Below are 16,515 nucleotides of genomic sequence, written 5' to 3' on the forward strand. Positions count from 1 at the left end.
TCCTGTAAGCATAGTTTTCAATTATATAAACACAAATATACTATTTTGAAAGACGTTTATCGCCTATTTCTTTAAACTCTGATTTTGCTTTAAAGTTAGGGAAGATTTTATCCATACTTAAGGTATAGCCAATATCGAAGTAAAGACGGATGTCAGCAAGGATTCCATCGAAGTTCCAATTGTCATCTAATTCGTCGGTTACAGCATGATAACGGCCTGCTAAAGCTTTCTGACGGCTTTTAATCACCGTAGTATCAGTCTCCAGGTAATCACCACTGCTTCCCATATATAATCCTGGAACACCCACCTTCACAAAATTAAAGTGATCAGAACGGTAGAAAGAACCAGTGGTTTGTTTTCCTTCTGGTACCATCTTACGGTTAAATTTAGCGCCTGAAAGGATGGCGTAATCCTCTAGTTCTGTTTGTCCGGTTCCCGTGATACGGAATCCATTCATCGCACCAACTGGATTGAAAGAATCCATGTTGATGTTCGCAACGGTCTTATTCAATGGGTATACTGGGTGTTCGGCATAATATTGTGATCCTAATAAGCCTTGTTCTTCAGCAGTTACGGCCAAAAATACAATACTACGCTCAGGTTGTACTTTTGCAGCTTTAAAAGCTTTCGCCAATTCAAATAATGCAGCAACACCTGAAGCATTGTCGATAGCACCATTGAAAATAGAATCGCCATTCGTAGCTTCACCAACTCCAATATGATCCCAATGGGCAGTGTAGATGATGGTTTCATCTGGCCTTTTTGATCCCTTAATAGTTCCCAATACGTTGTTTGATTTGGACTCTCTTAAGGTATTTGCCAATTTAACATTGGTGGTTACATTTAGTGGAACGGCTTTGAAGCCTGGTTTTTTAGCTTGTTCCATAAGGTCAGCACTCAAACCTCCCAATTGAAATAGCTTTTTAGTAGTTTCATTTGTAATCCAACCTTGGAACTTAGTAAGATCAGCTCCTTTGTTTTCAGGTACTAAAGATAATCTAGGGCCTGTCCAACCGCTTCTCACAACATTCCAGCCGTAGCTTGCAGCTTCAGTCTCGTGTACTAGTAGGATACCAACAGCACCTTGTCTTGAAGCCTCTTCGAATTTATAGATCCAACGACCATAATAAGTCATGGTATCTGCTTTAAATAAATTATGATCATAGCGCCCAGGGTCAGAAACCATCACTACGACAGTCTTTCCCTTGACATCTAAACCTTCATAATCATTCCATTTATACTCTGGGGCAACAATTCCAAAGCCTGCGAAGACTAGCTCTGTATTTTCTACATCAATGTTTTCAGCCATTTGGGGAGTGCCGATTACATAATCATCGAGGTATTTTGCTGCAAGTTCTCCATTCTTACCTTTGAAGGTCATGGTTGGATTTACAGGTTTTGAGCTAATCTCAACCATCGGGACTTCCTGAAAGAAAGAATCGCCATTGCCTGGTTCCAGTCCTAGAGATTTAAATTGTTCTTCAATGTAATTTACAGTTAGGGTGTCACCTTTACTAAAAGGCAATCTACCCATAAATTCATCTGAGGATAATTTAGCGACATAAGCCTTATAACTTTCTTCAGTAATGGCCGCAAGAGCTGTCGAGTCTAAACTGTTTTTGTCATAGGAAGAACTATCGCTCCCCGATTTACAAGATGCTAACCCTAATAATAAGGCCGCACTAATAAATAGTTTATTGTTCATGATGTTTGTTGAATATCAATTTTAGATTCTTTGGTTTTCCGCAATTTAAGAATTAGAATCTAATTCTATAGGTTTTACCTCAGCAATTGGATGAAATAGATAGATTCTTTGGGTTTTTACCTCCATACATTTGTATCTTTTTCTCAATCTTTCCAATTTTTGGAATACCCTTCCATTTTTAATAGTGAAATAACTGTTGATTTCAATGGTATCAATCGTTACCGTTTCTATTTCGGTGGTATCATAAGATTTCAAGACCTTATACAAGTTTAAATCGGTACAGCTAGAAGCTGCTGGATTATTCATGTATTTTACCAAGGCAATATTAATGTCTTGCGGAAATAGGTTCAATTTGATAAAGGATTCCATCAAACTTTTGAAATTATTTTTCCATTCTAAGCCATGGGGTTTGACCTTATTCTTGTACATCTGCCAAGTTTTCAAATGGGCAAACTCATGTACGGTGGTAATCAAAAAGGAATAGGGGTTTAGATCATGATTGATGGTGATCTGATGCGGTTCATTTTTAAATGGCGAACGATAGTCGCCTAGTTTTGAAGCTCTGGAACGAGTCACCTTAAACCGACATCCAGTATCATTTATCCATTCAGAAATGATGGGTGCAGCGGCAGATGGAATATATTTACTTAACTGTTTACTAAAATCAGGCATGAACTACAAACTTATTAGTTTTTCGGAGATTTCAGAATATTAAAGGCTTAATTTTACCATGGGTTCAGAATTATTTATATTTGATGAATAAGCTTAAGGACTATATAGAATTTATTAAATATAGTTTTGAAGTTCAAACAGAAAAGATCGGATGTTAAGTAAACTACAGATAAAAAACTATGCATTAATTGATGCATTAGACATAAATTTCGACCAAAAACTCAATATCATAACCGGTGAAACCGGAGCTGGAAAATCCATTATCATGGGAGCTTTGGGATTGATCTTAGGAAATCGCGCAGAAAGTAAACATTTTTTCGACGAATCTCGTAAATGTATCATTGAAGGGCATTTCAATATCAAGAACTATAATTTAGGAGAACTATTTCAATCTCTTGATCTAGATTATGAGGATGTCAGTTTGATCCGTAGAGAACTTCATGCCGATGGAAAATCAAGAGCCTTTGTAAATGATACTCCTGTTACTTTACAAACCTTGAAAGTGCTTGGCGAAAAGCTTATTGACATCCACTCTCAACATGCAACTTTACAAATCAATACAGAATCCTTTCAATTATTGGTACTGGACACTGTTGCACAACATCAATCGGTATTAACAGATTACAAAAAAAGATATCAGGAATATAAGAAAAGCCTAGCGGAACTGCGTCAGTTGGAAGATGATTTCGCAAAAGCCCAGTCTGAAGCAGATTATCAACAGTTTGTGTTCAATGAGTTGGACCAAGCAAATCTGCAAGAAAATGAACAAGAGGAATTGGAATCCGAACAATCCCAATTGGAAAATGCAGAAGAGATAAAACGTCATTTTCATGCTGCCAGTATTCAGTTACAAGATGGAGAAATCAATGTTTTGGACAGTCTAAAACAGGTTCAATCTTCTCTTCAGAATGGAGCACGGTTTTTACCATCTTCGGAGTCTTTGCTAGATCGTCTTCAAAGCGCATTGATAGAGTTGAAGGATTTAAGTGCCGAGGTTGAGCAGGTTGCTGAAGGAGTTACAATGGATGAGGAACGCTTGAGTATTGTTCATGAAAGGTTATCTATCCTTTATGACCTCCAAAAAAAGCATCGGGTTACAACTGTCAAGGAGTTACTTGATCTCAAGTCAGAGCTGGAAAACAAATTGCAGGCAACGGATTCACAGGAAGAACAAATTGAATTATTAAAAGTGAAGATTGATAATCTTCATCAGGAAATTTCAAAAATCGCAGAACAGTTAACTAAAAACCGACTAAAAGCAACCAAGGTAGTACAGAAAGAAGTTGAAGAGGTGCTTAGCAGAGTAGGGATGCCACATGCACAATTGAATGTGGAATTGAATAAGCTTGCTAGTTTCAAATCTAGTGGACAGGATGAAGTATCATTTTTATTTTCTGCAAATAAAGGGCAGTCTTTACAACCTATTCATAAGGTAGCCTCAGGAGGGGAGCTTTCCAGAGTGATGCTTGCTATCAAATCTTTGGTGGCCAAGACCTCAGCATTGCCAACAATTATCTTTGATGAAATTGATACTGGTATTTCCGGCGAAGTAGCGTTAAGAGTAGGAGAGTTGATGGAAGAGCTGTCTGAAAATATGCAAGTTATTAGTATTACACATTTACCTCAGATTGCTTCCCAAGGGAATAGCCATTTTAAGGTATATAAAGAAGATAAAGGAAATAAAACTAAATCGAATATTGTGCTGATGAGCGAAGAGGAGCGGGTTTTAGAGATAGCACAAATGTTGAGTGGGGCAAATCCAGAAGATACGGCAATTCAACATGCCAAAGAAATGTTGAAATAAAATAAAGGAGCATTATTTAATGCTCCTTTATTTTATTTCTTAGTTGCCGATTTCGCCTTCTGTTAAAGTGATTTTCACTCGCATATCATCAGGAGCAGCGTTTTCTCCAAACAAGTCAAATGCTTTTAAGTGAACTTTTCCAATCTCATAAGAAGCATTGTAACCATGTCCACGGTTATCAGGATCTTCTGCTGGGATGTTATAGAAAATACCAATCTCGTCTTCGAATTGAATTGCAACATCTACCGCACCATCATCATAGATAAAATCTTTTAGTTGTGGTAAGGAGAGGGTAACTTCAAACGTATTTTCACTTGTTTTTTTCCAATCCTTGTTGCTCACAGGTTTGTAATAACTTACACCAGGAAGAAAATTATTGGTAACATATTCTTTTGTACAAGAGCTAAAGCCTACCAATGAAGCTGTACCTATTGCGAGTGCTAATAAAAGTTTTTTCATGAGTGGTAATGTTTAAAGTAAATAATTTCATTTAACTTATTTATACAGACAGCTAAATCTGAATAAAGTTTAAATGCTATTGCAAAAACATGACCATTTTTATGAAAAAACAGTAAAAAGCTAAATCTATTCTATTATTGTTTGATGTTTTTTAGTTTGTGGACCGAAAAAATTATGATTGCATTACCTTCTTTGGTCAATAGTTTTTCATCTTTAAAATCGGCTAACATACGACTGATAGTCTCATTGGCTGTGCCAGCTAAAGCTGCCAAATCATCCCGCGAAATTTTGATGGTTACCTCATCCGATTTCTGATCTGATTTCTCAGCCACATTAACCAAGGCATTGGCTACGCGTTTGCGAACCGAGTCATACGCAAAACCTAACATCTGTTCTTCCTTTTCGCGGATATTCTGAGATAATTCCTTAATTAATTTAGAAGCGATTCCCGGTTTTTTATATAGTAATTCAAAGAAGTTATCCTTGTGGATCAAGGCAATTTCTGCATCTTCCAATGTGGCCGAATTATCTCCGTATTTATCATTCAATAAAACGGATTCCAATCCGAAGAACTGATTTTCAATATAAATATTAGTCGACAACTCACGACCATCCTTATAATTCAGATAGCTGCGTACTTTCCCCTTTTTTATATAGTATACATAGATAGGTGTATCCCCAGACTCGTAAATCGTCTGTTTTTTCTTGATGTTCTTTATACGACCATGTTCTACCAGATCCTGAAGTAAAAATGCTTGCTCATGTTCATCCAATCTTAAACTATCCATACTAGGGACAGCCTTAGTCTGTAACTGAGCACGCTTTTTAAATCGACTATCTATTGCATTTAACAATTCCATATCATCAAATGGCTTGGTTAGGTAGTCATCAGCACCCATTTCCATGGCTTTTCTAAGATCAGCTTTTTCAGTTTTCGCCGTTAGGAAAATAAAGGGAATCTGTTGGGTGTTTTCATGTTTGCTCAACATGTATAAAACTCCATAGCCATCAAGCTCAGGCATCATGATATCACATAGTATCAAATCTGGCTTATGTTTAATAGCCATATCAACCCCAGTTTTACCTTCTTCAGCGACTAAAACAGAATATTCACCGGTTAATTCCAGAATCTCTGCTGTACTTTCGCGAATATCACTGTTATCTTCGATTATTAATATTTTCCTTTTTTCCATTACTCTTGGATAAAAAACATCTTAAAAATAGCTCCTTGATTTACTTCTGACCAATATTCCAATCTTCCACCCATCAATTCCACATAGCGCTTCACAATATTCAATCCTAATCCTGTTCCTGGAATATTTCCGGTGTTGTTAGCTCTAAAGAATGGCTCAAATAAACTAACCTGTTGCTCCAATGGAATTCCTATACCATTGTCTTTGACAGTTACCAATAATTGATTTCTTGCAATTTGCGTATTGAATTCGATAAAGGTATCTTCTCCAGAATACTTAATGGCATTGGAAATCAAGTTGATGATACTGTTTTTTAGGAGGTTAGGGTCTATAAAGAAACCAGACTCTTCGCCTGTATGCTGATAAACAATATGCTGATTTTTCTTACAGATCAATTGCATTTCCTCAGCGATTTCTTCCCCTAGATGGACGATGTTAATGTTTGATTTATTTACCACAACAACACCAGCTTCCAATTTCTCCAGATTAAGGAAATCATTTAAAATGGTGTTCAGTAATTGAACAGACCCTTTTATTCGATTAGTATGCTTTTCAATAGGTCCGTATTCACCTTTTTCAACATATCGGTCAATCAGTGAAGCTGATAGTTGTACCGAGCTAAGGGGAGTTCTAAACTCATGGGATGCCATGGATACGAATCTTGATTTTAGCTGACTTAACTCCTTTTCTTTTTCCAAAGAAACACTAACATCCGCTTTTGCCCTTTCCAGTTCGGAAACGAGCTTTATCAAATCCTTGGTTCTTTCACGAACTTTGAGTTCAAGCTCCTGAGTATGTTTTTTTAATTCATTTTGCGCTTGTTTCTCTTTTGTTAAATCATGAATAAACCCAGTAAAAATCTTACGATCTTTATAAAAAACTTCGCTGACAGCTAGGCGAAAAGGGAAGGTAGAACCATCTTTTTTCAAACCCCTTACTTCACGTCCGATTCCAATGATTCTCTTTCTACCAGTTTCTTCGTAGTTAGAGATATAGCGGTCGTGGTTCGAGCGGTCTGGCTCTGGCATCAAGACGTTGATATTTCTACCAACGACTTCCTCTGCAGCATAACCGAATAATTCCAATGCAGCGGGATTGATGCTTTCTACAATTCCACGATTATCAATGGTAATAATGCCATCAATGGCATTGTCGATAATGGCTTCTAATAACCTAGCTGATTCCAATACGTTGTTATTTTACTAATTTCTTGTATTTGATACGTTTCGGACCTACATCCCCTAAACGTTTCTTACGATTCTCTTCATATTCTGTATAGTTTCCTTCAAAGAAGTAAACTTGAGAATCTCCTTCAAATGCCAAAATATGCGTACATATTCTGTTTAAGAACCAACGGTCGTGAGAAATAATAACAGCACAACCACCGAAGTTTTCCAAACCTTCTTCCAGTGCTCGTAGTGTATTCACGTCAATATCGTTGGTTGGCTCATCCAGCAATAACACGTTTGATCCTTTTTTCAAAGTGATAGCCAAGTGAACACGATTTCTTTCCCCTCCGGATAGAACACCAACTTTCTTTTGTTGGTCTGCACCATTAAAGTTGAATTTAGAAACATAGGCTCTGGAGTTCATGGATTTGTTCCCCAATGAAATGTTTTCATTTCCACCTGTAATGTTTTCCCATACCGTCTTGTTTGGGTCAAGGTCATCATGCATCTGATCCACATAACCCAAAGCGACAGTTTCGCCAACTTTGAAGGTTCCTGTATCAGGTTGCTCTTGGCCAGTGATCAAACGGAATAACGTCGTTTTTCCAGCACCGTTCGGACCAATAATCCCAACGATTCCTGCCGGTGGTAAAGAGAAGCTTAGATCTTCAAATAAAATTCTATCTCCGTATGCTTTACTCACGTTAGTGGCTTCAATAACCACATTTCCTAAACGAGGTCCTGGTGGAATAAATAATTCTAGCTTTTCTTCGCGCTCTTTCGTTTCCTCAGAGGCTAGTTTTTCGTAGTTATGCAAACGAGCTTTTGATTTGGCATGTCTGGCTTTCGGTGCCATTCTTACCCATTCCAACTCGCGTTCTAAGGTTTTCTGGCGTTTGCTTTCTGTTTTTTCTTCCTGAGCTAATCTTTTAGCTTTTTGATCCAACCAAGAGGAATAGTTTCCTTTCCAAGGAATTCCTTCACCACGGTCTAATTCAAGGATCCAGCCTGCGACATTATCCAAGAAATAACGGTCGTGCGTTACGGCAATCACCGTGCCTTTATACTGTTGTAAATGTTGTTCTAACCAGTCAATAGATTCGGCATCCAAGTGGTTGGTAGGCTCATCTAATAATAAAACGTCAGGTTCTTGTAATAAAAGTCGACACATTGCTACTCTTCTTCGCTCTCCTCCTGACAAATTGGCAATTAAAGCGTCAGGCTCAGGGCATCTTAACGCGTCCATTGCACGCTCTAATTTGCTGTCTAATTCCCAAGCATTTGTGGCGTCGATAATATCTTGTAATTCACCTTGTCTAGCCAAAAGTTTATCCATCTCATCTGGATTTTCATAAACTTCCGGAAGGCCAAACTTCTCATTGATTTCTTCGTATTCTTTGAGGATCGAAGCCGTTTCCGCAACGCCTTCTTCTACAATTTCTTTAACTGTTTTTGTAGGGTCTAATTCGGGTTCCTGCGCTAAATAACCCACAGAATAACCCGGTGAGAAGACTACCTCTCCTTGGTAAGATTTGTCCAAGCCAGCGATGATCTTCAATAACGAAGATTTTCCGGAACCATTTAAACCAATTACCCCAATTTTCGCTCCATAGAAAAAGGAAAGGTAAATGTTCTTAAGTACTTGTTTGGATGGGGGATAAATTTTGTTTACCCCAGCCATTGAGAAGATTATTTTTTCGTCAGACATAGGTGCTTTGAAAGTTTCTTTTTGTGTTTTTACACAAAGATAATGGAATTACTGACAAATTGATAGTTTTAGCGTGATGGCGCAATTGTTGATAAAAAATATTTATAACAAATGGGTGTGAGTTGTATTTTTAGTACATTTATACTGTTGATCACCCGAATTTAATTGAGAAAGGAATTTAATGGAAGCAAAATTTTCACCCCGAGTAAAAGATGTTATCTCCTATAGTCGTGAAGAAGCACTCAGATTGCGTCACGATTATATCGGTACCGAACATCTATTGTTGGGATTAATACGTGAGGGCGATGGAGTGGCAATTAAGATATTGAAAAATATCGGCGTTGACATGGGCGCAGTCCGCCAATCAGTGGAGGATGCTGTGAAAGGTTCTTCCGTTTCACGCTCTCCAATTAGTAATATGCCACTAACTAAACAAGCTGAAAAGGTCCTTAAGATTACTTATTTGGAAGCTAAAATTTTTAAAAGTGATATTATTGGAACAGAGCATTTATTGTTAGCCATATTACGTGATGAAGAGAACATCGCATCGCAAATCTTACAACAATTTAATGTTTCATATAACGTATTCAAAACTGAAGTCGAACAAAATGCTACTGGCATTACTGATGAAGCTTCAAGCACTCCTCCAGGAGGAGATGAAGAATACGCTGATGAAGATTCACAATTTTCTTCACCTAAGAAGGTTTCTGATATCAAATCTAAAACTCCAGTTCTAGATAATTTTGGACGCGACTTAACCAAAGCCGCTGAAGAAGGTAAATTAGATCCTATCGTAGGTCGTGAGAAAGAAATCGAAAGGGTTTCGCAGATTCTTTCCCGTAGAAAGAAAAACAACCCAATCTTAATTGGTGAACCTGGTGTGGGTAAATCAGCTATTGCTGAAGGCCTGGCACTGCGTATTATCCAACGTAAAGTATCCCGCGTATTATTCAATAAACGTGTCGTAACGCTTGATTTAGCGTCTTTGGTTGCTGGAACTAAATATAGAGGCCAGTTCGAAGAACGTATGAAAGCCGTAATGAACGAATTGGAGAAATCACCTGATGTAATCTTGTTTATCGATGAGATTCATACCATTGTAGGTGCTGGTGGTGCTTCTGGTTCTTTGGATGCTTCTAACATGTTTAAACCAGCATTAGCACGTGGAGAAATCCAATGTATTGGTGCTACAACATTAGATGAATACCGTCAGTATATCGAGAAAGATGGTGCATTAGACCGTCGTTTCCAAAAAGTGACCGTAGAACCTACTTCTATCGATGATACGATTGAAATCTTAAATCGTATCAAAGATAAATACGAGGAACATCATAATGTTACCTATACCCCAGAAGCGATTGATGCTTGTGTGTCCTTGACAACACGTTATATTACTGACAGGTTCTTACCAGACAAAGCTATTGATGCCTTGGATGAATCAGGATCTCGTGTTCACTTAAATAATATCCATGTTCCTCAGTCGATTATTGATATCGAAGAAAAAATCGAGGAAGTAAAAGTGGAGAAAAATAAAGTTGTTCGCAGTCAGAAATATGAGGAAGCAGCCAAACTTCGTGATACTGAGAAGAAGTTGATTGAAGAATTGGAAAAAGAAAAAGCAGCCTGGGAAGCAGAAACAAAAACCAAACGCTACACCGTTACTGAAGACAATGTTGCTGAGGTTGTTTCCATGATGACAGGTATCCCTGTTCAACGCGTAAGTCAATCTGATAGCCAAAAACTATTGAACATGGGTGATTCCATGAAAGGTAGAATTATTGGTCAAGATGATGCTGTTCAGAAATTGGTGAAAGCCATTCAACGTACTCGTGCAGGATTGAAAGATCCTAAGAAACCAATTGGGTCATTTATTTTCTTAGGTCCGACTGGTGTGGGTAAAACGGAGTTAGCAAAAGAGTTAGCAAGGTTCATGTTTGATTCTGAAGATGCATTGATTCAAATTGACATGAGTGAATACATGGAGAAATTCGCTGTATCACGCTTGGTAGGAGCGCCTCCGGGATATGTAGGTTATGAAGAAGGTGGTCAGTTAACTGAGAAGGTTCGCCGTAAACCATATGCTGTTGTTCTTCTCGATGAGATTGAAAAAGCTCACCCGGATGTATTTAACTTGTTATTACAAGTTTTGGACGAAGGGCAGTTGACAGACAGTCTTGGTCGCAAAGTGGACTTTAGAAATACCATCATCATTATGACTTCGAATATTGGTGCTCGTCAGTTAAAAGAATTTGGACAAGGGGTAGGATTTACTACAGCTGCCAAAGAAAATCAAGCTGATTCGCATTCAAGAGGAGTAATTGAAACTGCATTAAAACGTGCTTTCGCTCCTGAATTCTTGAACCGTATCGATGATGTCATTGTCTTTAACTCATTGACAAAAGAACATATCTTCAAAATCATTGATATCGAATTGAGATCTCTATTCGCTCGTATCGAAGGCTTAGGTCATCAAATTAATTTGACTGAAAATGCCAAAAACTATATTGCTGAGAAAGGTTATGATAGTAACTTTGGTGCAAGACCTTTGAAACGTGCTATTCAAAAATACCTTGAAGACCCAATTGCTGAGGAAATTCTTAAAGGAGAACTGAAGGCAGGCGATACCATCTTGGTAGATTTTGATGAAGAAAAGAAAGATATCGTTGTTTCTTCCGCAAAAAAGGAAAAAGATGATGATTCTTCTTTAGCATCTGATGTCAAAAACAATAAGAAAAAAGATTAGTAATACACATATCTAAAATAAAAACGAGGGATGGACCAAAAGTTCATCCCTCGTTTTTTTTTGATAAACATGATTTATATCACTTTCTGTGATGATGGACTGCATTCGTTTCTGAGGCCTTATCTGCTACTTTTGGAATCATACAACTTTACTTTAGGGATGAGAGTGATTGCATACAACATTTTGGGGCCTGAGAAGGAGCACCTCGCCAAAGCAAATGGAAAGGTACATGATTTGACTTTAATATCGAATGAGTTGAATTTTAGTACCATGCATTATGCGATGGGCAAAGAGGCGATTATCATTTCAGACCGTGATTTATTGGATAGAGTAATGTTAGATGAACTCTATAAAATTGGGATACGAAATATTATCACCCGTTCAAGATCCACTGAACATATTGACCTAGATTATGCCGGAGAACTCAAAATGCATGTTGCCAACGTACCGTATGAAAATACCCTGGAAGGTATTGCCAGAGAAACCATCTCCAATTTAACGCAATGGATGGTGGGCGGCTGTACGGGGGATGCGTGTCAATGTCGAATAGATTGCAAGAACAAGGTAAATTTAAGAAAATATGGAAACGGAGATTCTAAACAAACTGATCAACAAATATAATGTGGCGGCACCTCGCTATACCAGTTATCCAACAGTACCTTTCTGGGAAAATGAAAAATTCAATGCAGCAGATTGGAAAGATCGGGTTGCCTTAAATTTCTCAAGATCCAAAGACCAAGGAATAAGTATATATGTCCACCTGCCATATTGTGAAAGCCTTTGTACTTATTGTGGCTGTAATACTCGAATTACCAAAAATCACAAAGTTGAAGATCCTTATATAACCTCCTTGTTGAAAGAGTGGAACATGTATAAGGAGATTCTGCAAGAAGAAAAATTAAAGATTGCAGAGATTCATCTGGGTGGTGGTACTCCAACTTTCTTTACTGCCGAAAATCTACATCGATTGATCGCTGGCTTATTGGAAGGAAATGAAAAAACTGCTGATGCATCATTTTCCTTCGAAGCTCATCCAGCAAATACCACCTATGAACATTTGAAAACATTGAATGAATTAGGTTTCAAAAGACTGAGCTTAGGAATTCAGGATTTTGATGAAAAGGTACAATATATTATTAATAGACATCAAACGGTAGAAGATGTCGCTCGTGTTATGGACGATGCGCGTAAGTTAGGATATGAATCCATCAATTTTGATTTGATATATGGCTTACCTCTGCAAACCGCAGAATCTGTCAAGATGACCATTGAACATGCCATGAAATTGAATCCTGATCGGATTTCTTTTTATAGTTATGCCCATGTGCCATGGATAAAACCGGGGCAACGCAAATTCACCGAACATGATTTGCCGGTAGGCGAGGAAAAATTGAATCTATATAAACTTGGAAAACAAATGATTCAGGATCATGGTTTCCAAGATGTGGGTATGGATCATTTCGCGAAAACCGATGATGCCCTTTATCTGGCATCAATGGATGGAACCTTACATCGTAATTTTATGGGCTATGCCGACCGATATACTCCTTTATTAATAGGATTAGGGGTTTCTTCCATATCAGATTCATGGACCGCATTTGCGCAAAATGTCAAAACTGTGGAAGAATATCATGAATTAATCGGTCAGGGAAAACTGCCGGTGGTTAAAGGACATATCTTAAATGAAGAAGATTTAGTGATCCGGGAGTATATTTTGGATATGATGTGTCGCGGAAAAGTTCAGCTAAAGGATGGCTTTGAAGTGAATGAGAAAATTCTAATTCGCCTGATACCATTAAAGGCAGATGGACTAGTTGAAGTGAACCAACATACCATCCAGATTACAGAAGTTGGGAAATCATTTCTTCGAAATGTTTGTATGGCATTTGATGAGCGACTTCAAAAAACCAAGGAAAGAGAAAACTTATTTAGTCAGGCTATTTAACCTATATTTATATTATGTCGACAAAAGAGGGATTGCAATTAAATACTACCTGTTACCACTGTGGTGATCCGGTAGAAGATGCTGCCTATATTTTAGAAGACCATCGCTTTTGTTGTCTAGGTTGCCAAACGGTTTATCAGATTTTGAATGATAACAATATGGCGAGCTATTATAAGTATAATTCCCATCCCGGTAAGTCTCAAAAAGCCCAGAAAGAAGACTTATCTTATTTGGATGAACCAAATATCATTGCCAAATTGGTCGATTACCAGGATGATGAATTGGCTATCATTACTTTTTATGTTCCCGCGATCCATTGCAGTTCATGCATCTGGTTGTTGGAGCATCTCTATAAATTAAACCCCGGAGTTAAAACCTCCCAGGTCGATTTTATGAAGAAGCAAGCAAGTATCACCTTCTGGAAAAATGAAATTTCCCTCCGTGAATTGGTTGATTTATTACATAAGATCGGATATGATCCAAAAATAACCTTACAGGATGTTGTTAAGGAAGGGAAGAAAATCAATCAGAATGGGCTCATCGCTAAGCTTACAGTTGCGGGATTCTGTTTTGGTAACTCCATGATGATTTCATTTCCAGAGTATTTTGGAATGGCAGATTTTGAACGCCAGTATTCCAACTTCTTCGGATATATGAATTTAGCCTTCGGATTACCAGTCCTATTATATAGTGCTTCGGATTATTTCAAATCTGCATGGATAAGCCTGAAACAAAAAAGGCTTAATCTAGATGTCCCTTTGGCGCTCGGAATCTTTGTCTTGTTCTTTCGTTCTGCAATTGAAATCATCACCCAAACCGGGGCAGGATTTATGGATACCCTTTGTAGTTTGGTATTCTTTATCCTGATCGGGAAATATGTTCAGCAAAGGACTTATTACCATATCTCTTTTGAAAGAGATTATCGTTCCTATTTTCCAGTTGCCGTCACAGTCTTACAAGAAGGTGTTTCAAAACCTACTCAAATAGCGGATCTAAAAGTAGGAGATCGAATTTTGGTTCGCAATAATGAGATTATTCCTGCAGATGCTATTTTATTGAATGGAAATGCTTCTGTCGATTTTAGTTTTGTTACCGGTGAAAGTAAACCCGTGGAAAAGGTATTGGGCGAGGTTGTATATGCTGGTGGACGGCAAATGGGCGAGGCGATAGAATTGGAAGTCGTAAAAGCCGTATCACAAAGCTACCTAACCAAGTTATGGAATAACGATAGCTTTAAACAATATGAAAAGAAGTTTGACACCTTTGTTGGTTTCATTTCAAAATACTTCACCATCGGACTTTTATTAATCGCATTTACAGCCTGTGTATTTTGGTTGCTGTCAGGAAGTGGGGATAAGGCTTGGGCAGCTTTTACAGCAGTCCTTATTATTGCTTGTCCTTGTGCATTGGCTTTAAGTTCACCATTTACCCTTTCTGCAGCACTGAGTATTTTTGATAAAAATAAATTGTATATAAAAAATACAGCAGCTATAGAGCAAATGGCTAGCATTGATACAGTAGTGTTTGATAAGACAGGAACTATTTCTTCGCCAAATGCATCGAGTATGTATTTTGAAGGCAAGCTAAATTCATTTGAAAAAGATTTATTGGCTTCCTTGTGTAGAAACTCCAATCATCCTTTAAGCCGAGAAATTATTAAATGGCTAGGGGATGTGCAGATGGTCAATATCGAGAACTATGAAGAAGTTGTTGGTAGGGGACAGTCTGGAAAATTTCAAGATTATAGCATCAAGATCGGGAGTGCAAGCTATGTAAATACTGCCAAGGTGGATTTGGAAGGTTCTGTAGTTTATGTGATGATCAATGATGTATTAAAAGGATACTTCACTTTAGAGCAGTCTTGGAGAAACGGATTATCAGAGGTTATCAATGAATTGAAAGGGGAGAGTTATAATTTGCATTTAATTTCTGGAGATAATGAAAGACGAGCAGATTCCTTGCGCATGATATTTCCTTCCAATGCAAAATTGTTATTTAACCAAACCCCGGCTGCCAAATTGGATAAAATCACGGCTTGGCAAGAGGAAAAACAAAAGGTATGTATGCTTGGCGATGGTCTAAACGATGCTGGCGCATTACGAAAAGCCGATCTAGGGATTGCCGTATCGGATGATATCAATAATTTCTCTCCAGGATGCGATGCCATATTAGATGGGGAGTCCTTTCATTTATTGCCAAGATTTTTCCAATTCAGTAAAGATGCGGTGAAAGTGATCAAAATGTCCTTTGTCATCTCTATCTTATATAATCTTATCGGTCTTAGTTTTGCTGTACAGGGCACAATGTCGCCTTTATTTGCAGCGATATTAATGCCTATTAGTACCGTTACGATCATATCTTTTACCAGTTTAATGACTCGGGGATATGCAAAACGGAGAAAATTAATTTAACTTTATACTATGAACATCATATTTTTCTTAATCGGTTGTAGTGTTCTTATCGCCTTATTCTTTTTGGGAGCCTTTTTCTGGGCTAGCAAAAATGGACAACATGATGATACCTACACGCCATCAGTAAGAATCTTATTTGATGACGAACCTTTGGAAACTGAAGTTGAAAATGACAAAAAAGCGACTTCAAAAACCTAAAATCACAGTTTTTTTACATTCCTGATACTTTAATGCTTACAGGCTTGTTTATCTTTGCGCTGTATGTTTCGACTATTGCATTTCTTGGCGCTATTCGGTTACCTCAATGTATTATGCTTGGAGGTAAAATCGATGGACCTCTTTGGTTCCGCCAATATAATTGCCAGTGAAACCTTAGTTGAAGTTGTACTAGAAGAGGTACTTGATCTTTCTCATGCTGATCATTCGGAAAGACTTCCGGAGATTATTTTTGATGATTATCGAATCTTCTCTTTATTCTTAGGATTAATCCCATTAGTTCTATTTTTTGCATGGCTGGTTTCTCGAATCTATCGAGTTAGATCCAGCATAAATCACCCATTTTATCTATCTAAAACTTTATGCCTTCCTGGCTACTATCAGTTTTTGTATAGATACCGTCCTTTCTAATTAAAATTCCTTTTTCACATCCATTCTGGAAGTGATGTTGCTTGCTATGCTTTTTACTGTAGCCAGCGCCTCGACTTTG

13 protein-coding genes are annotated in these 16,515 nt (G+C 37.8%); 7 read left to right on the forward strand and 6 right to left on the reverse strand.

The window, feature by feature from the left end; genetic code table 11:
- Nucleotides 1–40 precede the first annotated feature (40 nt).
- The gene (locus ACF3OC_RS05080) at nt 41–1,705 is read right to left on the reverse strand and encodes a M20/M25/M40 family metallo-hydrolase (protein ID WP_094280907.1); all 1,665 of its coding nucleotides are present in this window, start codon (nt 1,703–1,705) and stop codon (nt 41–43) included.
- 45 nt (nt 1,706–1,750) lie between these two features.
- Entirely contained in the window at nt 1,751–2,377 is a 627-nt protein-coding gene (locus ACF3OC_RS05085; RefSeq protein ID WP_094280908.1) for a sprT domain-containing protein, read from the reverse strand.
- 151 nt (nt 2,378–2,528) lie between these two features.
- Between ACF3OC_RS05085 and recN the strand changes: the two genes are divergently transcribed.
- Nucleotides 2,529–4,181, forward strand: a complete 1,653-nt coding sequence (gene recN / locus ACF3OC_RS05090; RefSeq protein ID WP_094258841.1) for a DNA repair protein RecN — start codon at nt 2,529–2,531, stop codon at nt 4,179–4,181.
- Between the two features lie 39 nt (nt 4,182–4,220).
- Here the strand turns inward: recN and ACF3OC_RS05095 are convergent, their stop codons facing one another.
- The 4 genes from ACF3OC_RS05095 to ettA all read right to left on the reverse strand — a co-directional run bounded on the left by ACF3OC_RS05095 (nt 4,221) and on the right by ettA (nt 8,710).
- Nucleotides 4,221–4,640 carry a hypothetical protein gene (locus tag ACF3OC_RS05095; protein WP_094280909.1) on the reverse strand — a complete coding sequence of 140 codons (420 nt, stop codon included), beginning with the start codon at nt 4,638–4,640 and terminating at the stop codon, nt 4,221–4,223.
- 134 nt (nt 4,641–4,774) lie between these two features.
- Nucleotides 4,775–5,833 carry a response regulator gene (locus ACF3OC_RS05100; protein ID WP_094258839.1) on the reverse strand — a complete coding sequence of 353 codons (1,059 nt, stop codon included), beginning with the start codon at nt 5,831–5,833 and terminating at the stop codon, nt 4,775–4,777.
- The gene (locus ACF3OC_RS05105; protein ID WP_094258838.1) at nt 5,833–7,020 is read right to left on the reverse strand and encodes a PAS domain-containing sensor histidine kinase; all 1,188 of its coding nucleotides are present in this window, start codon (nt 7,018–7,020) and stop codon (nt 5,833–5,835) included. The genes ACF3OC_RS05100 and ACF3OC_RS05105 overlap by 1 nt, the downstream gene beginning before the upstream one ends.
- Before the next feature lie 7 nt (nt 7,021–7,027).
- A complete protein-coding gene (gene ettA / locus ACF3OC_RS05110; RefSeq protein WP_094258837.1) occupies nt 7,028–8,710 on the reverse strand; it encodes an energy-dependent translational throttle protein EttA in 1,683 nt (560 codons plus the stop codon).
- Between the two features lie 181 nt (nt 8,711–8,891).
- Between ettA and ACF3OC_RS05115 the strand changes: the two genes are divergently transcribed.
- From ACF3OC_RS05115 to ACF3OC_RS05140, 6 genes are all read left to right on the forward strand, one after another.
- On the forward strand, nt 8,892–11,453 hold the full coding sequence (locus ACF3OC_RS05115; RefSeq protein WP_094258836.1) for an ATP-dependent Clp protease ATP-binding subunit: 2,562 nt from the start codon (nt 8,892–8,894) through the stop codon (nt 11,451–11,453).
- 69 nt (nt 11,454–11,522) lie between these two features.
- Nucleotides 11,523–12,074, forward strand: a complete 552-nt coding sequence (locus ACF3OC_RS05120; RefSeq protein ID WP_392471040.1) for a lactate dehydrogenase — start codon at nt 11,523–11,525, stop codon at nt 12,072–12,074.
- Nucleotides 12,034–13,398, forward strand: a complete 1,365-nt coding sequence (gene hemN, locus ACF3OC_RS05125; protein ID WP_094258835.1) for an oxygen-independent coproporphyrinogen III oxidase — start codon at nt 12,034–12,036, stop codon at nt 13,396–13,398. Before ACF3OC_RS05120 ends, hemN begins: the two co-directional genes overlap by 41 nt.
- 14 nt (nt 13,399–13,412) lie before the next feature.
- Nucleotides 13,413–15,809, forward strand: a complete 2,397-nt coding sequence (locus tag ACF3OC_RS05130) for a heavy metal translocating P-type ATPase metal-binding domain-containing protein (RefSeq protein ID WP_094280910.1) — start codon at nt 13,413–13,415, stop codon at nt 15,807–15,809.
- Nucleotides 15,810–15,818: 9 nt separating this feature from the next.
- Nucleotides 15,819–16,007, forward strand: a complete 189-nt coding sequence (gene ccoS / locus ACF3OC_RS05135) for a cbb3-type cytochrome oxidase assembly protein CcoS (RefSeq protein ID WP_094258833.1) — start codon at nt 15,819–15,821, stop codon at nt 16,005–16,007.
- Between the two features lie 63 nt (nt 16,008–16,070).
- Nucleotides 16,071–16,436 carry a hypothetical protein gene (locus tag ACF3OC_RS05140; protein WP_094258832.1) on the forward strand — a complete coding sequence of 122 codons (366 nt, stop codon included), beginning with the start codon at nt 16,071–16,073 and terminating at the stop codon, nt 16,434–16,436.
- The last annotated feature ends 79 nt before the right edge of the window (nt 16,437–16,515 follow it).

Source organism: Sphingobacterium cellulitidis (assembly GCF_043187465.1).
Taxonomy (GTDB): domain Bacteria; phylum Bacteroidota; class Bacteroidia; order Sphingobacteriales; family Sphingobacteriaceae; genus Sphingobacterium; species Sphingobacterium cellulitidis.